15 protein-coding genes and 1 tRNA gene are annotated in these 22,014 nt (G+C 54.1%); 8 read left to right on the top strand and 8 right to left on the bottom strand.

The window, feature by feature from the left end; all coding sequences use genetic code 11:
• Positions 1-38 precede the first annotated feature (38 nt).
• A complete protein-coding gene (locus tag HDF09_RS10370) occupies positions 39-2,723 on the top strand; it encodes a ribonuclease R family protein (protein ID WP_183765624.1) in 2,685 nt (894 codons plus the stop codon).
• Positions 2,724-2,819: 96 nt separating this feature from the next.
• Here HDF09_RS10370 and HDF09_RS10365 read toward each other — a convergent pair whose 3' ends face one another.
• A complete protein-coding gene (locus tag HDF09_RS10365) occupies positions 2,820-3,233 on the bottom strand; it encodes an anthrone oxygenase family protein (RefSeq protein ID WP_183765621.1) in 414 nt (137 codons plus the stop codon).
• Positions 3,234-3,302: 69 nt separating this feature from the next.
• Here HDF09_RS10365 and HDF09_RS10360 point away from each other — a divergent pair, with 69 nt between their 5' ends.
• Positions 3,303-3,575 (top strand): oxidative damage protection protein, encoded by a 273-nt coding sequence (locus tag HDF09_RS10360; RefSeq protein ID WP_179640124.1) that lies wholly within the window; start codon positions 3,303-3,305, stop codon positions 3,573-3,575.
• Between the two features lie 105 nt (positions 3,576-3,680).
• Positions 3,681-3,757: transfer RNA gene (locus HDF09_RS10355), tRNA-Pro, on the top strand.
• 87 nt (positions 3,758-3,844) lie between these two features.
• Here HDF09_RS10355 and HDF09_RS10350 read toward each other — a convergent pair.
• The 5 genes from HDF09_RS10350 to HDF09_RS10330 form a co-directional block, all read right to left on the bottom strand.
• Positions 3,845-5,020 (bottom strand): tyrosine-type recombinase/integrase, encoded by a 1,176-nt coding sequence (locus HDF09_RS10350; protein WP_183765617.1) that lies wholly within the window; start codon positions 5,018-5,020, stop codon positions 3,845-3,847.
• Positions 5,021-5,248 carry a helix-turn-helix domain-containing protein gene (locus HDF09_RS21325; protein ID WP_406704541.1) on the bottom strand — a complete coding sequence of 76 codons (228 nt, stop codon included), beginning with the start codon at positions 5,246-5,248 and terminating at the stop codon, positions 5,021-5,023. It abuts the gene before it with no gap.
• Positions 5,249-5,400: 152 nt separating this feature from the next.
• Positions 5,401-6,321, bottom strand: coding sequence for a tyrosine-type recombinase/integrase (locus HDF09_RS10340; RefSeq protein ID WP_183765611.1), 921 nt, complete (start codon positions 6,319-6,321; stop codon positions 5,401-5,403).
• An 89-nt stretch (positions 6,322-6,410) separates the two neighbouring features.
• Positions 6,411-7,823: a tyrosine-type recombinase/integrase gene (locus tag HDF09_RS10335; protein WP_183765608.1), complete on the bottom strand. Its 1,413-nt coding sequence runs from the start codon at positions 7,821-7,823 to the stop codon at positions 6,411-6,413.
• 459 nt (positions 7,824-8,282) lie between these two features.
• On the bottom strand, positions 8,283-8,705 hold the full coding sequence (locus HDF09_RS10330; RefSeq protein ID WP_183765605.1) for a hypothetical protein: 423 nt from the start codon (positions 8,703-8,705) through the stop codon (positions 8,283-8,285).
• Positions 8,706-9,761: 1,056 nt separating this feature from the next.
• Between HDF09_RS10330 and HDF09_RS10320 the strand changes: the two genes are divergently transcribed.
• The 4 genes from HDF09_RS10320 (at position 9,762) to HDF09_RS21125 (ending at position 17,420) form a co-directional block, all read left to right on the top strand.
• A complete protein-coding gene (locus HDF09_RS10320; protein WP_183765599.1) occupies positions 9,762-10,823 on the top strand; it encodes a DNA cytosine methyltransferase in 1,062 nt (353 codons plus the stop codon).
• A 155-nt stretch (positions 10,824-10,978) separates the two neighbouring features.
• Positions 10,979-12,349: a hypothetical protein gene (locus HDF09_RS10315; RefSeq protein WP_183765596.1), complete on the top strand. Its 1,371-nt coding sequence runs from the start codon at positions 10,979-10,981 to the stop codon at positions 12,347-12,349.
• The gene (locus HDF09_RS21320; RefSeq protein WP_406704465.1) at positions 12,303-12,788 is read left to right on the top strand and encodes a very short patch repair endonuclease; all 486 of its coding nucleotides are present in this window, start codon (positions 12,303-12,305) and stop codon (positions 12,786-12,788) included. The genes HDF09_RS10315 and HDF09_RS21320 overlap by 47 nt, the downstream gene beginning before the upstream one ends.
• Positions 12,789-13,310: 522 nt before the next feature.
• Entirely contained in the window at positions 13,311-17,420 is a 4,110-nt protein-coding gene (locus tag HDF09_RS21125; RefSeq protein WP_183765593.1) for a beta strand repeat-containing protein, read from the top strand.
• A gap of 928 nt (positions 17,421-18,348) precedes the next feature.
• On the opposite strand, the gene HDF09_RS10300 is transcribed toward HDF09_RS21125, so the two are convergent.
• Positions 18,349-19,077 carry a TonB-dependent receptor gene (locus HDF09_RS10300; RefSeq protein ID WP_183765590.1) on the bottom strand — a complete coding sequence of 243 codons (729 nt, stop codon included), beginning with the start codon at positions 19,075-19,077 and terminating at the stop codon, positions 18,349-18,351.
• A gap of 596 nt (positions 19,078-19,673) precedes the next feature.
• Here HDF09_RS10300 and HDF09_RS10295 point away from each other — a divergent pair.
• Positions 19,674-20,027 carry a hypothetical protein gene (locus HDF09_RS10295; RefSeq protein ID WP_183765587.1) on the top strand — a complete coding sequence of 118 codons (354 nt, stop codon included), beginning with the start codon at positions 19,674-19,676 and terminating at the stop codon, positions 20,025-20,027.
• Between the two features lie 939 nt (positions 20,028-20,966).
• Here the strand turns inward: HDF09_RS10295 and HDF09_RS10290 are convergent.
• Entirely contained in the window at positions 20,967-21,950 is a 984-nt protein-coding gene (locus HDF09_RS10290; RefSeq protein ID WP_183765584.1) for an oxidoreductase, read from the bottom strand.
• Between the last annotated feature and the right edge of the window lie 64 nt (positions 21,951-22,014).

Genomic DNA, 22,014 nt, shown 5'->3' with positions numbered 1-22,014 from the left:
AAGGAAAAGAATAGTGGCTGGTTGTATGCTCGGAGACGATGGCACATACCCCCTATCCACAAACTGACCGCGAGTTGATGAGGTTGATTGAGCGCTCGCCCGGCCATCGGGCGGGGTACAAGCAGCTGATCCGTGAACTGGGATTGGGTGGTGGGCGTGAGCGCCGGCTATTGTTAGAGCAACTCGCGCGGATCACGGCGCGGGGAGAGTTGGTGAAGGTTGATAGTGAACAGTGGAGTCTGCCAACGGCTACGCCAGAGAAGACGAAGCGTGGCGGTGTTGAGATGCCGGTGGAGCATCGGGCCACGCGGGATAGATTGCTGGCCGGGCGTCTCGATCTGCATCGGGATGGATATGGATTCGTGCGACCCAATGGGAGCTTGGATCGAAGCGACGACCTCTTTATCCCGCCGAATGAGCTGAATGGTGCAATGCAAGGCGACGAAGTTCTGGTGGATGAAGCGCCTCCGGGACGGGATGGCCGCAGGTCCGGTCGAATTGCCCGGGTGCTGAAACGAAGAAATCCCACAGTAGTAGGGATCTTTCATTACGCGAAGACGCATCGCGGGGGAGGCCCTTGGGAGAGTGCTCCCATGATCAATGGAAACTACGTTACCCCTTTGGATGAGCGGATGACGCAGGCGATTTTGATTCCTGAGGGTGCAGAGATTGCCTCGGTGCCGAAGAAGACGCCGCACCGTGTTCTGGGTGAAGAAGCCGAAGCGCAGCAGTCTCATTGGTCGGAAGAGTTGGATTCGCACAGACCACTCGAAGGGCTTGCTGTGGATGTGGAGATCACCGATTTTCCGACTGTCGGAAGGCCCGCGCGCGGACGGATCATTGAGGTTCTAGGGCCACCCGATGCTTTCGGAGTTGATGTAGAAATCATCATTCGAAAACATCATTTACCGCATGTCTTCCCTGCCAATGTGCTCGCTGAGGCTACGGCGTCTGCAGAACAGACTGTCGCAAGGCTGGAGACGGATGAGGTCAGGCGGCGCAGGGATTTTCGTGGGCTGAACATCGTAACGATTGATGGGGAGACTGCGCGGGACTTCGATGACGCGGTGCTGGTAACGCCGCTGGCGAATGGAAACTGGGAGCTACAGGTTCATATCGCAGATGTCAGTCATTATGTAAGACCAGGGACGGCGCTGGATCTTGAGGCTCGCCTACGGGGGACGTCTGTTTATTTTCCAGATCGTGCTATTCCAATGCTCCCATCTCAGCTTTCAAGCGGGATGTGCAGTCTTCGACCCGATGAGGATCGCCTGGTCCTGAGTTGCGTAATGGAGATCGATGGGCGTGGCGAGGTGTTGGGATACGAGATCTGTGAGGGAATAATTCGCAGCGTCAAACGTATGACCTATACACAGATTCAGGGTGTGATCGATGGCAACGTCGAGACGCGGGCGGAGTTTGCCGAACTGGTCTCGGAGTTCGAACGGATGTATGAGTTGGCGCTCAAGCTGAATGAGAAACGGCATCGCCGCGGATCGATCGACTTCGATCTTCCCGAACCCGTGATTCAATTTGATCCAGATGGAAACATGGAGGCGATCGTACGGTCACAGCGCGGGTGGTCGCACCGATTGATTGAAGAGTTTATGCTGTCGGCGAACGAATGCGTCGCGACCTGGATCGAGTCGCAAAGCGTGGCAAGTGTGTATCGCATTCACGAGGCCCCTGACCCGAAGCGAATTGTTGATTTTGAAGAGACGGCGAGCCAATTCGGCTATTCTCTGGGCTTCAGCAGCCTGCCTGTAAAACGGATTCAAACGAAGGGTGACCGGCGTGATGCGCGCGGGACTAGCAGGCAAGCGAAGACGCACGAGGTGGCGGAGTCAATTCCGGTAACGCCGCAGATGTATCAGAAGTTGACAGTGAAGATAGCAGGAAAGGCGGAGGAGCGAATCCTCTCCTACCTCATGCTACGTTCGTTGAAGCAGGCGCGTTACAGCGAAAAAAACGTGGGGCACTTTGCGCTGGCGAGTCCAAGCTACACTCATTTTACTTCGCCGATCCGGCGCTATCCGGATTTGATTGTGCATCGGTTGCTTAGGGAGCTCATTCGAAGTGGTGCAGATACCGAGGGGGCGGCGATTCTGTCCGACTCTCCTCAACCGTGGGGAGAGAAACGAGCCGGCAAAGGTCACGCGGAGAAGTCTGAACCGCTGGTTTTAGTAGGGCCGATACCGGAGGCTGAGCTCGGTGCGATTGCTGCGGAGTCGAGTCAGTCCGAGCGTCGGGCCGACGATGCGGAGCGTGAGCTGATCGAGTGGAAGAAGATCAAGTTCATGCAGGACCGCGTCGGTGAGGACTTCAACGCAATCATCCTTTCGTGCACGAAGTACGGCTTTTTTGTGGAACTGGACAGTCTTTTCATCGAAGGGCTAGTTCCTCTGACCTCACTGCAAGACGATCGCTACATGTTTCGAGACACTGATAGACAGATCGTCGGAACCCGCAATGGTCATGTATTCAAGATGGGGCAGCGGGTGCACGTGCTGCTGGATCGCATCGATCGTCAGCAGCGGCGGCTGCAGTTCGCTCTGCTGCCGGCAGAAGGGGAGTTCGCTCCGCGACCGCCTCGTAAATCGAAGACCACTGCCAGTGCGAGTGCAGAACGGACTCACTCGAGCCCTAACCGTTCGGGGAAGAAGGGTAGGACGAAGTCGAAGGCTCGGGAGCGAAATAAAAAATCAAAAGGTAAACGGCATTAGATGCCCGGCTTCGCAAATCAAGGTCGGAAGCTGGTTTCGGCGATCTTTAGCCCGCCAACTTCAACAAGCCCGTAAGGAGCAGGAGAACGGATACGACTAGCACTGCAACCTTATGCTGTAAAGAAGATCCCAACGTACGCGGTCGTCGAGCCAACCGTCGTAGGGACTCGCGGCGTTCATCTTCGCTATTCGTCTATTGATCGGCACGAGCAGTGTTACGGTGAAGATGATGGTTGCGGCCCAGAGAGATGCGGCATACGCAATGAGCCTCCCGGAGCCATGTGAAATCGGGCGATGCTCGAATGCTGCCCCGATGAGGAGCAGGAGTGCGATGCCGTACCAGAATGGCATCGCCTTCCCCAGTCCTGCTGCCATCGGAGCTGCAGCTTCAGCGTGCGTTCTGCTACTCAGTCTTCCCAATTGAGGATGGACAAAAGCTGCGATCGCGAACTCATTGCCTGCCATCATTGCTGTTGCGGCTGCCGTCACTATGTCGTAAGCGATAGTCATGGAGTTGTTGGATGCTGCGCAATAATTCGTACGGCATCGTAAAATAAAAGTTCCAAAGGAGTTTAGAGAATGGCACACATGGTGTTCGACACGAGATTCAAGACTGAGATGGAAGGACTGGATGAGCCGCCGTTCGATTCGGACTTTGGCCAGAAGATCTTCAAGAACGTCTCGAAAAAGTCGTGGGGTGAATGGGTAGAGAGACAGAAGATGCTTTTGAACGAGTACCGCCTGCAGCCGTGGACACGCGAGGCGCAGGAATTTCTGGTCGAACAGATGAACGAGTTCTTTTTTGGCGAGGGTGGTTCCTTGCCGAAGGAGTTTGTGGCACCGACGACCTAACCGGACCGCGACATGGCCTGACCGCAAAACCGGGCCGGTCGTGTACACTTAGAACTGCAGCATACCCCCGCCGTCACCCGCCTGGGCTGACGTGCAAACCATAGTCGGGACGTGGCTCAGCCTGGTAGAGCGCACCCTTGGGGTGGGTGAGGTCGCTAGTTCGAATCTAGTCGTCCCGACCATTACTTCCAATTACTTAGAGAACGTCAATACCTTCGTGGGTCCAAGTCTGGGTCCATAAAGGTCCAATAGCGCTATTGGACCTTTTATTAGGATGTCGGCAACTCTTTGAACTTGGCGACGAAGAGCGCGACGATGGCATCCTGAGCCTGGCGTTTGTCCGCCGTTACTGCCTTGGCGTACGTTCCCATCGTCATGACCGGCGAAGCATGGCGCAGTAGTTCTTGCGTTGTCTTTACCGATGCGCCAGACGATTGAAGGAGTGTGGCAAGGGTACGTCGGAAGCTATGCCAGCCAATTCTCTTTGTGATCCCCGCTCGCTCCGCAGCAGGTAAGACGTGCCTTTTTAGGACTGCATCCGGCCAGAACGGTTTCTTCCCCAGAGCTGACGGGCTCGCGAAGACCCAGTCAGAATCACTGGCGTAGGTGGTTTGCTTCCGCCACTGCCGTAGAGAGGATGCAAGCTCAGAAGACATGGGGATAGGGCGCCGAGACGCGAGGGTCTTCGGTGGCCCTTCGACTTGGTCCACAACCGACCTTACGATCCTTATCTCAGCCTCCTCGAACGAAATATCCTCCCACTTAAGACCAAACAACTCTCCTCGACGCAACCCCGTTACTGCTCCGAGGAGGACCAGCATGCGAAATGGATCGCGCAATTCTTCCAGCAAAACCGCGATCTCGACAGGTGTCAGTACAATCTCTTCCTTCACGGGCAAACCGCTCTGTCGAACGAGCCTAATCGGATTGAAGTCAGCCCATCCGTAGCGCATCGCATGCTGAAAGATAATGCTCATTACTCCCTTCGTCTTAGCCTTTGTCCCGGGAGCTCCTGAGAGCCCACTGAGCCACTTTTCTACTGGTATCGGCTTAACATCTTGAAGGCGTGACTTCCCCCATTTGGGGGAAATCATACTTTTCAGCTGATGTAAGTAGACGTCCTTCGTTCGGGCTGTCTTGCTATTACTGCTATTGAGCTCAGTCAACTTGTAATGTTCGATGAGTTCGTCGACTGTCAGCTGTGCGGAACTGGAAGAGGTAGCTTCGGTATTTATATCCAGGCGTAGACCGTTTACAGCCCGCATGGCCGCCGCTTTCGACGGATACTCTAACTTCGTACCGACAACTTTTTTATGCCTAATGCTTTTGCCATCGTGGCCTAACTCTCTCCAACGATATGCCCACACATCCTGTCCAGTCTTTCGCTTCTCAAGTATCAAAGAGCCCTGCTGGTAGCGCGTTCGTCTCAAATTTACTGGTTTCATTTAGTTCACCCGCTGCTTCTGAATTGCGTATCCAGCGGTGCACCATGCGTCCAGTTCGGACGCACGGAACATTACCTTTCGGCCAAGCCGCAAATGTGGAAGTTTGCCTTCCCGAGCCCAACGCAGCAGAGTTACCGGATGAAGGTTAAGTAGTACCGCTGCTTCGGAGGTAGAGAGCAGTGGTTCAAATGAGTTGAATCTGTCGTTATATGAAGCTTGAAGAGCCATTGTGTCTGTGTTCATTTAGTTCTTTCAGTTCGGTGTGTTCCGGGTGAAGTTGTAGAAGCTGGCTATTGTCGTGTCCAATCTGAAGGTAGAGCTCAGAAGACCCAAGCGGTAGGTATCGAAGGGACAATGTACCTTCGGCGTGCATGGTCTCCCTAGACAGACGATGGACGATAAACTTCCATCGCTGCGAAGTAGCCCTGCGCGATCTTCTCCTCCCGAATTTTGAAATAGCCAAGAGTAGTGTTGAAGTCGTTATGCCCCATGAGGTCCTTCAGGTGCATGGGATCGCAATCGGCGTTGGCAAGACGGGTAGCGTACTGGTGCCTTAGTTGGTGGGCGTGGATGTGCTGAAGTCCAAGCTTGCTGCACCAGGAGGCTAACGTGAACTGGATCGCCCGAGCCGACATCCTTTGCTTCCGCTCACTAACGAATAAGGCAGGGTTCTCATCCACCCGGGTCTGAAGGTACTTCGCATAGAGAGGTAGGGTGTGTGGATCTACGTAGAACCGTCGGAGCTTCGACCCCTTCCCCACGACCTGACCACTGCCCGACACGCTTTGGGAGCCTTGAGCGCTGACCCGAAGGTCAAAGCTAATGCTGTCCTTGTTCAGGGACCGAAGTTCTGTGAGCCTCAACCCGGTGGACAGGTACATCGCGAACAGCGTTTTATCTCGAAGCACTGTAATGCCCGACAGAAGTTGGCTGAGGACAGCCTCGTCCACGGCTTTGCAACTGCGGTTGTTGTGCCGCTTGCGCCTCATTTCCTTGATAGGATTCCGAAGCTCCGGAAAGGAAGTCGCTCGAACGAAGTCGAGGAAGCTGGAGAGTACTGCGAGACGGCGAGCTATCGTCGCGTCACTTAGACCTTCAGTGCTCAGCCGGCCTGCGCTACTGTGTTTGAGCGACTCGACGAAGGCTGCGACGAGGGGCCTGTCCACGTCGCTCACTGAATACTTTCCATTGTCGACCATGAACCGATCGAAGATAGCAAGATCGCTCGCGTAGGCGCGGACCGTTGTAGGGCTGAAGTTCTTCTCATTCTCGATGCAACTCAGGTATGGCTGGATGTCCATAGAACCCTCTTCGTACTGCTCTGATTGCTTGTGTTTTGTAACGTGGCGTGAAATTCAATTTTCACGCCACGTTCGATTTCAGGAGTTCGCTATTCTGTGTCAACCCGTGCGAGATATTCCTCAAGGGTGAGGCATAAAGGCTCCGAAGACAGCTTCGTCGATGCCTCATACCTCGTCATTGCTTCCTCGTATCCTCGCCGCGCATCTTCTGTATCGACCTTGGCGTAACCCACCATTGCAGTAAACGTCGTCCAGCCGCCGGCTCCCATGATGGTCGCGTAATCGGCCCCTCCCTTTGAAAGCCGGGAGGCCATCGTATGTCGCATACGATGAACAGACCAAGCGTCCATACCTTCCTCATGCTGTTGTTTGCCGAGCCAAGACTTGCAAAGAACCTTCACGAACTCCAAGTGCATCGTGAGGCCACTGTACGGATTGTTCTGGGAATTATGAAATAGGTGATCGTGGCCGCAGTTCGAATTGCGATCCTTGAGCCACGTTGAGATGAGAGACTTCGCTTTCTCTCCGAAACGCGCAGTGCGCTCCCGGTTGCGTTTGTTGGGAAGCCGAACGAAAACCTCCTGATGGTCAAGGTCGAGATCGCCCAAACGGATGTTGGCCAATTCTCCACGCCGCATCCCGGATTCTTCCGCGATGGCGGCCGCCGCCCGGAGCCGGCTGTTTCCGCGCAGATCCAGGAGCGACCAAATGTAGACGAGCTCCTTCTCGCTGTAGGGCCGTGGTTCGCGGTGGGGTTGACGCACCCGATGAATAGAACTCACAACAGGGTTCGCCGCCTTCCTCATTCCGGTTCCTAACTGCCAGTCGAAGAACATTTTGATATGGCAAACTCCGGCAAGCAAGTTCGGGCTGCCAGCCTCACGGCCCCACTTGGCGAAGTTGGAGATGGTCAAGGGATTGACCTCCTCCAACGAGTCGATGCCAGTCTTGTCTGCGAATTCTAGGAAGGTGGTGACCGCGTAGGTGTGAGTTCGGATCGATCCTCCGCGGTAACGATCAACGACGGCGGTCTCGAGATATAGGTCGAGAAGAGGCCGATGCCGCCCCGACTTGGCAAGGTTCTTCTCGTAGCGAGCCTTCCCGGCGCAGATCCGGCTGCAATACTTTCGCAGCCCCTTTCCATCGTTACGTACGCCTGTGCCTTGCTTACCACATGACTCACATTTGAAGACTACCTCGGCACCACGCAAGCTGTAGTAGCGGTTTTGCCTACAGACCAAGGAGCAGACGAAAAACCTGGTCCCCTTACCGTAGACGCCTTCTGGAATGTAATTTCCGCAGCCGTCCGCAGCACACGGAATGGTATTTGGTTCCACATAACGGCCCCCAGGAACAATCCTGGCCGCTACTTTGCAAGCCGGCTTCGAGCAAAAGAAATGAGAGTGTCCTTTCCACGAGTCGATATGTGACTGTAATAAATCTCCGCAGCATTCACAGGCGCGCGGTCCTGCGATACGAACATTGTGATTGTTGTGGATCATTGCACCCTCCGAGAAACTGTTGCTTTGTACGTCTGAATCAGGCCATCGACATCTCGCGAGTCGAATCGCACTTGACCGCAAATGGTGAGTGGTCGCAGCTGGCGCGTGTTGACCAGCCAATCGATCTGCTCCTGTGAAAGCTGAAGCAGTGAGGACAGTTCTGTGCCGACATAGAGTCGGCGCTCTTGCGGTGTTGACATGGCCATCTCCCGGTGCACCGTTGCTTCGCGAGGTCAGGGGGGTACCGCGGTCCGCTCGATGCGTGACGCAGCCGGTCAACCCTTTTGTCTTGCTTAAACGGTGTCTTATAGGAGGGGAGTGCCAAAGCGAGTCCGCAATCAGGGTGCGCGACGGTTGTCAGTGAGCCTTCCCCGTTCCTGACGCTAAGGTGCATCGAGGAAGGGGTTTTACCAAAGGATGTGCTTCCCTATTGGCCTTTCGAGATCGGCTTTGCCGTTTTCAACTCGGATGCTGATTGTATTCAGCCCCGATCTTTCGGTCGACAGCGGTCGAATTCTCTGACCACATCTTCTGTGTGTCATACAGCTCAGGTTTGTAAACCTGGCGAATATCGATTTCGATCGAAGGAAGGACCCCGAGCCGCCACGATCGCTTGCGAACCAGTGCAAGGCGTTTCACCACGTCAGCACAGAAGATACGATCGCTAGGTCGGATAGCTTGCCAAAAACGAAGGAGTAGGACTGCTTCATCGCGGTCATCGAACAGCCTTTCCGTTATGCGCTCGTGATCGCAGAAAAGAGCGGCAATTCTGGAAATTCTTGGACTATCGGCAATGCTAGGCGCGGATTTCCTGGATGCCGTTCTGACGATTTGGAGGGCGAGGACAACATTTCGTTTTGATTTCGTCGGTTCAAAAAGCATATGGACTCCAAATGGAAAGGCGGCCAAATGGCCGCCTCGGGTAGTGATGCGTGAGTGTTGATCGGCTTTGAACTGACCGGATCCGATTTGAGATGGTATTTGGGTCAGGAAATAAATCTGGATAGATTCCTGAGGGAATCTGTTAAAGCCGAACCGAAATAACTTTTTGACTCCGGAACCTTAGGATTACTCCTTTGGCAAGACGGCGGTTCAACTGGTATAAGCGTCAACGGTCGAAGATTCCCAGTGGAATCTGTTAGAGCAAAGACCACCACGATCCGACATCGTGTGGGCATAAACTTTAATTATGGCTGGAGATGAACTTGGTACCGATTTGTACCTCGCACTGCGGGGAACTTGGCTTCGCTTCCTTCCGGACTCGCTAACAAAAGAGGATCCAGATCTTCTCATGCGATTAATTAGGCTTGCCGAGCCGAGCGAAGGGATCTCTCAGTCGGCTATGAGAAAGGCGCTCAATCTCAATCAGTCCAAGATGAGCAAACTCAAAGACAAGCTTCTGGCTGCTAACTGGGTTAAAGTCTGGAAGCCTGTTTCAAATCCGCGGCTACTTTTGATGAGTTCGACGATAGAGGCAAAGTCGTCGATGTCGGTCATAAGGAGTGAAATGCTGTCTTTGTGTGCAGTGACATCGCGGCGTGGGTTCCGGCAAGACCGAAACGGCGCCAAATGGACAGGCCGCTGCTGAATGCAAGAGCCAATCGCAGGAAGTAGTCGGCTCTAGACTTTTACAAGTCAGCATGTGAGTTACCCAGATTCCCACAAGACTACTTGTCCGTAATGCACCCGAAAATGGATGTACACTGGCTACACTTTGGATGCTACCGAGGGATACAGGGTGAAGGAATCTGGTTTAAGAATTAGGGTCGAAGGCCAGCTTAGAGAAGATTTCCTGCGTGTTTGCAAGAAGGAGGATCTGACTGCCGCTCAGGTTCTAAGGGCATTCATGCGGACTTACGTCGAACGACGGATGCGGGGACAACAGGTTGATCTCTTTTCTGAAACAGAGATGAATGTACTCAAATTCGGGCAGGGCAAATGAAGACGTCACTAGCAATTCTTGAAGAGCGCAATGAGTACCTGGACTACCTGGACTCCATAGCCATCCCTTCCCGCGGGAATGGACTTGGATACGTATCAGTCTTCTGCGGTGGTGGAGGCTTGGACCTTGGATTCGCTTCAGCAGGATTTAAGCCGCTATTCTCGTCTGATCTGATTCCCGCTTATTGCAACACTGTTCACGAGAACTTGGGCAAGCATATCGTCGAGCCCCATGATATCTCGGAACTTTCTGGCAAGACCGTAACTGATAGGTTGGGTGTTGCCGTTGACATGGTTATTGGCGGACCTCCATGTCAGTCCTTTAGCATTCTCGGAAGTCGCAAATCGACCGACGATCCACGGGGACAATTGGTGTACGAATATGCCCGGTTCATTCGTGAAATTAAGCCGAAGGCGTTCCTCTTTGAGAATGTGCCAGGTATCCTGACCATCAACAAGGGCAAGGATTGGAAGGAAATGCTCTCTGTTTTTGAGCAAGAAACGGGATATCACCTTATCTCGACTAAGTTGAATGCAGTGTGGTTCGGTGTCCCGCAATATCGTCAACGAATTATCCTGCTTGGATTCCGACGCAAGCTAGATCGCGATCGTTTTCAATGGCCTAAGCGCACGCATTCGGAATCCTTCGAACAGCCAGAGCTGGGCCTACTCCTGCCTCGAAAGTCGGAACTCGCGTTTGAGGATCTTGTAGACCTCCCGAATCACATCATTCGAGAGCACTGTGATCGAGTCGCATCCAGATATAGTCAGATCCCTTGTGGCGGCAGGGATCGAAAGGACCATACGGATCGTATTCACCCGGAGCGCCCCTCTGGGACGGTGCTCGTCGGATCGGGTGCTGGCGGTGGTCGTCCTTTTATTCATCCTTTTGAGCACCGGCACATCACAGTTCGAGAAGCCGCACGGCTTCAATCATTCCCCGATTGGTGGGAGTTCTCGGGAGGACCCACGGCGGCATATCGTCAGGTCGGTAACGCTGTTCCTCCAATTATGGCTCGGGCAGTCGCCAAGGAAATAGCAAAGGCGATCCAGGGATGACGAGAGTGCTAGTTCGTCCGCTGCCATACCCAGGCCATTCTTGGGGCATGGCGCAGCATATGGCGGGCCTGAATCCCGAGACTCTGTATAACTTCCTAAAATGTGCGGTCCCATTCGAGGGGACCCGTAATTACGCAGAGAAGATCACAGAATTGATGATCAAGTCCAACGTGCTTACGAACAATCTGCGGAACGAAAAAGCTGACGCGTGGAGAGACTATCAGCAGCTTCTTGCCGAACTCGGTCTAATCTATTCGACTTTGATACACAAGACACTCACTCTTACAGAGCTCGCCCACATGTTTCTGGCCGGCGAAATCGGTTTCTCCGAATTGATCGGTATCCAGGCACTGCGTTATCAATATCCTAACGGCCAGAAATCGACCATCCAGGCGAGACTTAGCCGTCAACTTTCCGATGCGCAGGTTAAGAGACCTAAGACGCTGACAGAGCTTCAGTCTGCATCTGGCGTTCTCCTCAAGCCAGGGCTCTTGGTCCTCAAAGTCCTGATTGAGTTGCTCGAGAGCCATCACCAACCAGCACTGTCTATATCGGAATGTCTAGCATTTTTGATTCCCTGCAAGGTCAATGCAGAATGGGATATGGCAGTTTCTGAAGTCATCTCTCACCGAAGGACTGGCGGAGAGATCAGCGAAGTGAACGAACACTCGAGGAGAAACCTGCAAGACTGGTTCAAACTTCTTGGCGCGTCTGACTTCTTCGTTGCTAATGATGATGAACACATTGCACTAAGCTCTTTTGCGATCGAAAACATGGACCTAGTCCGGTCCTATTGCGCATCTCAAGAAGACCTCTCCACCTTTTGGATTCCGACAAGTTTTGATATAAGTGGCCGTTTAACTTGGTTTGACCGGTTTGGACATCTCCCCCTCGACGCACAGGGAGCATTACGCAGAGACTTGGACGCGCAACCTAAGTATGTGGAGCAGAACTACGTTGCGGGTCTGGACGATGATGTCGAGGAAGAGGTCCGGCCATCTGGCGGACTTGCTATGAATCTTAGCCCAATAGACTTGGACTACCTTGAGCGAGAAACCACTTTCCAGTCTAGTCAGGACGTTGAAACGCTACTCGCGAACATTCGGAGAGGATTTCAAAAGCGCCACGCGAAGACCCTCCTTCACGACCGTGTTGTTAAGAGTTTGGCTGAAAGGTTCATAGCACAGGGTGCCACCGTGGAGTCTGACCCTGACTCGATCGATCTCTTTGCTCTTTGGCCAACTGGAGAGACAGCAATCTTCGAAGTGAAGACGGTCACGCAAAGGAACCTCCAGCAGAGAATGAGAACTGCGATCGGACAAGTTGCAGAGTACGCCTACAGACGCAAGTGTTCGACTGGCAGCCTATCGGACAGCGTAATCGTCGTGAATGCTGAACTTGATCAAAACGCTTGGCAACCCGCATTCCTCTCGGAGTACCTTAAGATCGGATTGATTTGCACAGCGCCGAAGTCCTACAGTGCCTTCGCTCCGCAGCAAGCGCGATCAAAGGCCTATTGGTCATAGCAGGAATTATTCGGTGAAACTGACACCCGAATCCCGATCGAAGATCATGAGTGCGATCCGTTCACGCGGCAACGCGAGTACGGAGCTTCGATTCGCAAACCTATTACGCGTTGCGCACATCACGGGCTGGAGACGTCACCAAAACCTTCCTGGACGCCCAGACTTTGCGTTTCGTCGGGAGAAGATTGCCATCTTTATTGACGGGTGCTTTTGGCACGCGTGTCCTCGATGCGCAAAAGTGCCGCGGCAGAATCAGGACTATTGGGGACCGAAGCTTGCGCGCAACAAAGAAAGGGACCTACGCGTGACTGCTGAACTAGGTGCTAGTGGTTGGACTGTGCTAAGAGTCTGGGAACACCAACTCAAAACACCAGCAAGTGTGTTGCAACGCATTGATCGGGCGCTGAAGAAGCCGCTATCGAGCTCCCGACAGCTGTAAATCTTTCTATGCTGGTTGCCCGTTTACGTCGCGGCTAGAGTGCAGCAGCGTGGGTCCATTTGAAGGTCCAATACGGGTCCAATAAGCGCTTCGGAGGGTTGTTTGCCGTTCTTCAGCGCTTTCGTTTACACCGGCAAGTTGCTGAAAATGCATGGCAATTGAGGATTGGGGTGGGTGAGGTCGCTAGTTCGAATCTAGTCGTCCCGACCAATATTTTACCTCTGTTTTGAGCAGCTTAGAGTAGAACCCATTCTTCTATTTCGAACTCGCACATGTGCGAGTCTTGCTAATGCGTCAGCCTTGCAGGAAAGCTCGGTGAGTGCCCGTCGATTTACTAACAACTGAGATCTAGTAGTACTCCACAAGCCATCAAGGAATGATGGTCCTAATAAATGACTAGGCAGCGCAGCGGTTTCTCGATACTATCGGAACGCTTCCGATAAAACAGAGCAGCACGGGGCTTTAAGTTCTTTGTCTCCGCTGGTCGTTCTACGGAACGATCTTTGTTTTTCTGGAGAACTTGTGCGCCCTGGTATTTTGTTCCTGGTTGGATCCACTCTTACTCTTTCTTTGCTTGCCGGTTGCAGTGGCGGCAGTTCTCCTGCTTCTACTACCGCTCCCACTCCTCCTGTCGCCCCTGCGAACAATCCGGCTCCGACGATCACATCCATCTCTCCCGGGGGAGTTCTAGCAGGCTCCGCTTCGCAGACTCTCGTCGTTACCGGGACCGGATATATCTCCTCAACGGCCGCAACTCTGAATGGTGCGGCTCTGCAGACGACCTATGTTGGCGGAACGAGCCTGCGCGTGGTGGTTCCTGCGTCTGCGCTCTCAGCCGGGCAGGTGGCGAATCTCGTGGTTTCCAATCCGTCGCCGGGAGGGGGCAATTCTGCCCCGTCAAACTTCTCGATTATGAGTCCGACGCCAGTGCTGACCGGACTTACGCCCGTTAGTGTTCCCCAGGGCGTTCCAGCAACTATTATTGTTAATGGACGTGGATTTGAGGCGAACTCCGTTGTGATTTATAACGGCATGGCGCGACCGACGACCTTCGTCAACGGAACAACACTTCAGGTCTCGCTTACCGCAGCCGACCTTCAGAGTTTTGGCTCAGGGCAGATCTCAGTCAATAATCCAGGTCCCGGAGGCAGTAACACGACGCCAACGGAGCTGGTGATAGCGGCATCTGTCCCCACCATCCTTTCGGTCAGCCCGTCGAGTGTCGCGGTCAACACCTCTTCCAGTGTGCCGGTCTCGATCAGTATCTACGGAAGCGGCTTTGCGGCGAACGCGACAGTACAAGCAAACGGCACTTTTGTTCCTGTCACCAGCCAAAATGGAACGAACATCACCGTCTCCGTGCCATCCACTTTCTTTGCGACTGCAGGCTCCATTCAGTTCGTGGTAAGCAATCCCGGCACGCCGGTTGTTCAGTCAAACGCCGCAACGGTCTCAGTTGTTACGCCGACGCTGAGTTTCAGCATCTCGCCTAACTATGCAACGGCCGGTAGTCCGGACACCACAATCATTGTTTCGGGGAGCGGCTTCTTCGCGGACTCGGTCGTGATGTGGAACAACACCGCTCTGGCCACGACTTATGTTAGCGCCACTCAGTTGACTGCAGTTATTCCCGCCTCCTTGCTTTCAGGCTTCGTGCAGGCGAACATTCAGGTTTCCACTCCAGAGACCCCGGGGCAGATGCTACCCCCACAACCTTTTACTACTTTCCTCGCGCTGCCGATCAATGACATCGTCTATAACGCGGTGGATGGACTCATCTACGCATCAATTGCGGGTTCTGCAGGTGAAGGTCTCGGCAACACGATCGCCGAGATAAATCCCACCTCAGGCGTTATCGTGAAGACCATCTTCGTCGGCAGCGAGCCTACCCGCATGGCTCTCTCCAGCGACGGGACTCAACTCTTCGTTGGTCTGAATGGTGCAGGCGCGGTTCGTCAGGTCAATATGACCACCGGTACTGCTGGCATCCAGTTTTCGCTAGGCGGCGGACCAGGTGTCTACAATCCTCCATACACGGCGCAGGGCCTCGCGGTGCTTCCTGGGCAGCCCAACTCTGTCGCAGTCTATGGAAGTAATGGGATTGTGACGATCTTTGACTCCGGTGTGGCCAGAGGCAAGACCAGCACAGGCCTGAGCGTCTACTTCGACCAGAATTCAGGCAGCCTTTCCTTTGGGAGCTCTGCCTCGACTCTCTATCTCAACTCGCAATCGACGAGCGCCAACCTTTACGCACTCAACATCGACGCAACCGGCGTAACGGGCGCGACGCCTCTCGGAAACGGAGGAGGCAACTCGATCCAGTACGACAACAACCGGCTTTATATTTCTTCCGGAGCCGTGTTGAGCGCCAGTACAGGCTCTCAGCTTGGTCAGTTTTCCACGGCATCGACTAGTGGTAGTCCCAGCACACCGGTCGCTGCAGTCGGGCCTATTGTTTCAGATTCGACGCTTGGGCGAGCGTGGGTGGTTCCTTCTTCGCTTTCGTATCTGACGAACGCTAACCAGATCGTCGCCTTCGATGAGACTACCTTCAACCCGGTCGGCAGCATCCCGATCACAGGCGTTGGCGCTAACCTTTCGAATACTTATAACAACAACGTCCCCGCTGATCTAATCCGTTGGGGTCAAAACGGCCTAGCCTACCGAACTGCCTCACAGCTCTATGTGTTGCAAAGTTCTATCGTGAAGGACATCACTACTTCTCCGGCTGATTTGTCGGTCAGCATTCAGGCGCCGGCAACCGCAACGACAGGCACAGCATCCAGCTACATCGTGCAGGTAGCGAATCTGGGCCAGAACTCGGCGGCCGGAGTTACTCTCACAACCGTGCTGCCTGCCTCAGTGATCGGTGGAACCTATACCTCATCACAAGGCGCCTGCAGCGGAGGCGGAGTTCTTTACTGCAGTCTCGGAGCGATCGCAAACGGCGGTTCGGCTAGCGTCACCATTTCCATAACTCCAACGGTAGCCGGTTCGCTCACGATGACGGGGTCTGCGTCTTCGGTCAGCTTCGATCCGATTTCTTCCAACAATCAAGCCAATGCAAACACTATGGTGACTGGTAACGTATTCAACGCGGCGCCCAACGTCACACAGATTTCGCCGTCTTTGATTCAGGCAGGCAGTTCAACGACAACGTTGACTGTCGACGGTACTGGCTTCACCTCCGGCTCCAGCATTTTATGGAATGGGCAAACGCTGCCTACGACTTTTGTCAGCGCGGGTCAGATGACCGCCATGGTTGACTCCTCGCTGATCCAGAACCTCGGCTGGGCGCAGGTCTCGGTCACTACCCCCACGCCTGGTGGAGGACAGTCCGCCGGCCTCCCTCTGCATATTTACCAACTGCTGAATGTCCCTGCAAACGTCATCAGCTTCGATCCTTTCACGCGAAAGATCTATGCTGTTCTGCCAAGTTCCTCGACCGCCATCACAGGCAACAGTCTGGTTGCCATCGACCCAACTACTGGGAGCGTAGGGACTACGATTCAGGTAGGCAGTGAGCCGAACCTGCTCTCTGAGACCAGCGATGGCAAGTACCTCTTCATCGGTCTTAGCGGAGCCAAGAGTCTGGGTCGGTTCAATCTCCTTAATCAAACCATGGATGTTACAGTTCCTATTCTCTCCACGGAGTTTGGTAACAGTGGTGACGTCGCTGCGACGAGCATTGCTGCAGTGCCTGGCACGGATTCGAGCGTGGCCGTCGAGTTCAACTCGTTCTACGGTATTGGCATCTACGATATCTCCGGCAGTACGGGTGCCTTCCGCAGCAAGATCTCCCAACCCTACAGCGGCGATAATCCGGTCTTCGTGGACGCCACCCACTTCTATGCCTACGATAGCTACACCAGTGGCGCAGAGTTTTATCGATACAGCGTCGATTCAACCGGGGTATCGCTGATCGATGGCACTACACTGAATGGCTTTGGCGGCTTTGGGGGCCAGTTTGCAGTAGACGGCGGCCTGGTCTTTGGATCGGCCGGAGGCATTGTCAATCCCAGCACAACACCACCTTCCCAGGTGGCCGTTCTACCTCTGGGAAATGGTGAGTCCTCGATCAGTCTCGTCGGAGGCGGGGTCGTGCCCTATCAGGCTGAGTCCAAGGCCTTCGTTATCGGCGTCAACGACGCGGGTACAGCTGCCTATTACCTGGAGCGGTTTGATACTCAGCACTTCACGCAGGAGCAGCAGATACAACTGCCCGGGGGCACCGTCTCGGCTCTGCCAGGGATCCGCTTTGGGCAGGATGGACTGGCTTATGTGATTCCGAGTACGCAAACCTCGAACACGCCGCAGATCTTTCTGATGCGTGGGCCGTTCGTGGTTCCTGCAGAAGCGACAAGCAACCCTGCACCGACACTCAGCAGCACTGATCACTCGACGATAGCAGTGGGCAGCGGCAATCTTTACATCACCGTTACAGGAACCGGCTTCCTGCCCGGGGCAACGGTGCTTTGGAATGGATCTCCGCGAACCACCACGTTTGTTGACAATGCGCATCTGCAGGTGGCGATCGCGGCAGCCGATCTCGCCAGCGCACAAACTATCACTCTCGCTAGTCAGAACCCGGGCTCCGGGAATTCCAACAATCTCACCGTTACCATCCAATAAAGAAAGCGACCCAAGCGAGAGGGACAACCGAAAGCTCGGTTGTCCCTCCTTTGGCGATAGTAGGTCCGGGAATGTTAGGGTGTGGAAGCTAAAAAGTTCGAAAATCGTCTACAAGGGCCGACCATTCATTTGCCCCTCTGTTTTGAGCAGCTTACAGTAGAACCCATTCTTTCTATTTCGAACTCTACACGAGCGACTCTCGTTGCGTTCGCGTTGGAGGAAAGCCTATCGGTGAGTGCCTCGGCGATTATGCGCTCATTGAGAAGGCCGTAACGAGTCAAATTGGCAACAATCAAACTTGTCCAATAAGCTGGTTCTCGGCCGAGTGGATACATTGCACGTGGCTCATCTGGAATCCAGAAGATGATAGTTAGAACCTTCGAGATCGTAAGATTTACCGCAGGTGGCCAGAGGGAGTGAGTCCGCCCGAAAACCTGAGGTCCAAAACTTACTGTCGGAGACGTTTGTTACCTGCCAGGATCGCCATCGTCTTTTCGCGACCGAATACGTACCGTGCTCCCAAATCCAGCGTTGTCCACGAGGGCATGTGATAGCTGTTGATGTCATCGAATGGGGCGGACCCGTTTTGAATCAAGTTGCAAATGAGCATCAGGTTTTTGACGTGAAAAACCTCCCAACTCAAGTCTGACGCGCTCCGCTGCGCTCGGCACTGAAGAGACACTTTTCCCCTCCGTATCCGGAATGCCAGTAGAGCGCTGCCTGGAGTTGATGAAGCTCACGGAGAGTATCGCGTGAAGGCTGGGAACGACATCTCCCGTAAAACTGATCTCTATCCCTTCATCTACCTCGCGCCCATTCTGTGTGAAAGTTGGCGATCGGTAACGGCGCTCACCACGCCGTAGGCTTCGCTGATGCGGTAAAAGGCGATCGTTCCAGCCCATCTGCCAAAATGAACTTTCGTCCTGCTTCAACCTGATTGCTGATGGCTGGCGGAAATACCTGCCCGGCATTCTTTGTCTCGGGAGGAGCAACGGCTCCAGGCTCCAGCGCCTGGATGAAATTGCCATAGAGCGAAATATTCGGGTGTTACCTGAAACAGCGACGCAGCCGCATGGGTGAACGCACTCTTAAGATAGAGACTTGGTGACGGCATGTTATCGAGAAAATTGTCTTGCAGCCTGACAGTCGATCTGCGGAAGCCACCTGTCACTAACAGTTTGTCACGTACCATGCCGATGGTATCGCCGAGATACCAACCCTTGGTGCTATGGTTGTCTCTCAAGACTATAGGCGGCGATTCGGGAAGAATGATGTTACGAGCATTCGGGCGATATTGCGTGTAGAGATTGTAAGGTTGGGATGGACCGAGGTCATTGGTTTCTTGGTAGCTTCCTGTTTGCTGCATACGGTTCCATCCGGCGACAACAGAATGAGTGAGAGAACCAGTCCTGAACTTGCCACGAACGCCGACATCATTACTGTAGTTTTCCTGGGTGTAAACCTGACTGTATTGCTCGCAGAGAAGTGTTCCCGAGTAGTCCAGAAGTATGACCGGGCAATAGGCTGGAACGCCGCCGAATGAGTAAGAGAAACCCGAGCCCGTTGACACTGTCCAACTCGGCGAGAGGTTGATATCCGCACGTCCCCGAACCCTGCGAGTCTGGTTGTGTGCGCCAGAGATTGGAGTATTTTTCATTGGGCGCATCTTCACTGCGCGTGTAAATCAGCGACTTCTCCTGGGGCCAGGCAAGCAATTGGCCGAGGGCCGGATTCGAGATCAAGCGATCTGTTCGTCCGCTTGCAAGATCAAAGATCTCGATCGTTGCAGTGTCTCTACCCCACAGATGAATGGTTCTCCTGACGTACGCGACTCGCCTGCTGTCTGGCGACCAGGCAACAGGACTTAGGTATTGCTCGTCGGATTCGTCAGCGCCGACGATTTTGTGAGGCGCTTCGCCGTCTGAACTCATCAACCACAGTTCACTTCGACCGAGCCCGGCTTGAAGGAAAGCTATCTGTGAACCGTCCGGAGAAACCCGGGCAAATGAGCCAGCGCCATTCAGTTTTATCGGCGTTCCACCCATCGTGGATACTCGCCAGAGGCTACTTGTATTTCTTGTGCCTTCGGTGCAAGAGGAGACAACAAGATGCACGCTGTCCGGAAACCAGCCTTCGATATGAGCAAGGGGGGAGTCTTCTGGAAACGAGAGCTTATGCGTTTCTCCACCTTCGACCTGCCGCAAATACATTCCGGATTTGTCGGTGAATGCGAGGTATTTTCCATCAGGTGAGATGGCGGAGCTTGTGACAGGCATGCTGGCGGTGACGTATGTAAGCAGCACCCAACTCGCCGCGTTGGTACCCGCTTCCGATTTAGCCCAAAGCGGGACCGCTCAAGTCACGGTGACGAATCCAGCGCCTGGTGGTGGGACCTCCTCTACTCAGGTCTTCACCATCATGGCAGCGATCCCTCAATTTACCTCTTCAGCTACGTCGGTGGATTTTGGCAACATCGCTCTGGGAACGTCCAGTTCTGCTCAGGCGATCACTCTGACCAACACTGGAACAGCAGTCTTGAGTATTTCCGGCGTTGTGGCAAGCGGGGACTTTTCACAGACGAATACCTGCGGAGGACGCCGGCGGTAAACGCCACATGCCAGGTTTTGATCGTTTTCACTCCCACCGTCATAGGACAACGCAACGGCACGCTCACGGTGAGTGACAACGCAACGGGCAGCCCCCAAACAGTCGCCTTGAGTGGCACTGGAGTACAGCCGTTGACAATTGGCGTTGGCACGGGAGGCGCCACAACTACTACGGTAGCGAGTGGACAGGCCGCGACTTACAATCTTTCTCTTTCGGGCACCCCCGGATTTAGTGGTACGGTCGCGCTCACCTGTTCCGGCGCTCCACAAAATGCGTCATGTTTAATCGTTCCATCAACTGTGACCCTGCCAAGAGGAGGTTCGGCTAACTTCGCTGTGACAATCTCTACCTCAGTTCAGACGGCCTATCAGATACCATCGTGGCCGGTCTCGGTCTGTTTTCACTCTTCACCGCGCCAATATTCCTGCTCGTGCGCAAGCGTCTCCCCGCCCGCAAGTGGAACTCCTCTAAAATCCAGATGCTCTGTGCAGCGAGTGCACTACTGATCACTCTCACTGCTTGTAGAGGTGGTTCCAAAGAAAGTTCGCAACCTGTAAGTCCTGCAGTGACCCCCTGGTACCTATGCGTTAACCGTCACGGCCGCAGCCGGGAACACGACAGTCTCTCAAAAGTTGGCCCTTGTGGTTCAGTAGCAGCAATGTCGCATCCGACTCACGCGGACCGAACTCAGGTCCGCGTGAGTTTCTTCGATGGTAAAAATCAGCTTTCCGGAATTGAAGTTCTGAAGACCGCTGTTGTATTTGTAAAAAATGCGCTAGTTGCCGTTTTTGCGGCATTCTTGACACTACGCCAGTGTAGATCTAACTGTGGATCCATTACGTGGAGCGATACTGTCCATAACCGTATCGAAGTGAGTCGCTGAGTAGTTCGCTCGAGCGAGACCGCGTCAGCGTGCAATTGTCGAGATCCTTATCAGGATCACGAGGCGACATCGACTACAGCTCTAAAGAATTTAAGTCCTGTCATTTCTTCGCAGACTTGCCACAGGCGAATTGCAGCGGCGGCGTCGTTCGCTTGTGCAGCTATCTTTGCTGGTCCTACTTCATCACCACGCATCTCCTGAAAGCCTTGTGGACCATAGTATCCACCGTCCCTTGCATCAAGAGCTGTTGAAGCATAGAGCGTTGGGAGAGCCCCTTCGGAGTCTGTGTTGAGAGCAATGCCAATAACATGACCCAGGATCATGCGGAAGCTCTTTTCAGCTGCCGAGTATTCGCCCGACTGGAAGAGGTTTGTATTCGCAACACCAGGGTGCACCGCGACGCTCATGATGGGTGAGTTCGCAGCTCGCAGGCGACGGTCCAGCTCGAAGGCGATCAGGAGATTAGCGAGCTTTGATTGTTGATAAGCGCCCATAGGAGAGTATTTTCGCTTTGAGTTTAAATCGTCGAAGTTTATGCGTCCTCGCTTGTGCGCAATCGACGCAATGGTCACTACCCGAGGTCTTCCGGCAGCATCGGCAGAAGATACAGCGGCAGCCTCCTGAAGCGCGGGCATAAGAAGTCCGGTAAGAGCGAAGTGGCCTAAAACGTTAGTGCCGAATTGCAGCTCGAAGCCATCGGCTGTCTCCATACGACGGGGCGGAGCCATGACGCCGGCGTTGTTGATAAGCAGGTGCAGCGGACGATGTTGCGCGAGCTCCGCGGCCGCAAAATGCTGGATGGAAGAGAGAGAAGCGAGGTCAAGAATTGCCAGTTCGGTGCGCAAGCCCGGCGAATCGGCTTCCATACGGGCCAGGGCTGCTTCGCCTCGTCTCTGATCGCGGCAGGCAAAGATGACGTGAGCACCCTTGCGGGCGAGTTTTAGAGCGGCATGATAGCCGATACCGCTGTTCGCTCCGGTGATCAGAACCCGCTTGTCTGCGAGCGATGGAATGTCTGATGCTTGCCACTTCTTGCTCATCGGTATTGGACGTAGCAAGGGGTTGGTAAAGATGCGAACTTTTTCTTCGTTCCACAGCGGTAGA

The sequence above is a fragment of the Edaphobacter lichenicola genome, assembly GCF_014201315.1.
Classification (GTDB): domain Bacteria; phylum Acidobacteriota; class Terriglobia; order Terriglobales; family Acidobacteriaceae; genus Edaphobacter; species Edaphobacter lichenicola_B.
Note: the sequence above shows the minus strand (reverse complement) of the source record. Positions and strands in the feature narration are given on the sequence as shown.

Excerpts from the sequence above, each read along its gene's own strand:
- HDF09_RS10370 (WP_183765624.1), top strand. The coding sequence starts at position 39 with ATGGCACATACCCCCTATCCACAAACTGACCGCGAGTTGATGAGGTTG.
- HDF09_RS10365 (WP_183765621.1), bottom strand. The coding sequence starts at position 3,233 with ATGACTATCGCTTACGACATAGTGACGGCAGCCGCAACAGCAATGATG.
- HDF09_RS10360 (WP_179640124.1), top strand. The coding sequence starts at position 3,303 with ATGGCACACATGGTGTTCGACACGAGATTCAAGACTGAGATGGAAGGA.
- HDF09_RS10350 (WP_183765617.1), bottom strand. The coding sequence starts at position 5,020 with ATGAAACCAGTAAATTTGAGACGAACGCGCTACCAGCAGGGCTCTTTG.
- HDF09_RS21325 (WP_406704541.1), bottom strand. The coding sequence starts at position 5,248 with ATGGCTCTTCAAGCTTCATATAACGACAGATTCAACTCATTTGAACCA.
- HDF09_RS10340 (WP_183765611.1), bottom strand. The coding sequence starts at position 6,321 with ATGGACATCCAGCCATACCTGAGTTGCATCGAGAATGAGAAGAACTTC.
- HDF09_RS10335 (WP_183765608.1), bottom strand. The coding sequence starts at position 7,823 with ATGATCCACAACAATCACAATGTTCGTATCGCAGGACCGCGCGCCTGT.
- HDF09_RS10330 (WP_183765605.1), bottom strand. The coding sequence starts at position 8,705 with ATGCTTTTTGAACCGACGAAATCAAAACGAAATGTTGTCCTCGCCCTC.
- HDF09_RS10320 (WP_183765599.1), top strand. The coding sequence starts at position 9,762 with ATGAAGACGTCACTAGCAATTCTTGAAGAGCGCAATGAGTACCTGGAC.
- HDF09_RS10315 (WP_183765596.1), top strand. The coding sequence starts at position 10,979 with ATGATCAAGTCCAACGTGCTTACGAACAATCTGCGGAACGAAAAAGCT.
- HDF09_RS10300 (WP_183765590.1), bottom strand. The coding sequence starts at position 19,077 with ATGAAAAATACTCCAATCTCTGGCGCACACAACCAGACTCGCAGGGTT.
- HDF09_RS10295 (WP_183765587.1), top strand. The coding sequence starts at position 19,674 with ATGGCGGAGCTTGTGACAGGCATGCTGGCGGTGACGTATGTAAGCAGC.
- HDF09_RS10290 (WP_183765584.1), bottom strand. The coding sequence starts at position 21,950 with ATGAGCAAGAAGTGGCAAGCATCAGACATTCCATCGCTCGCAGACAAG.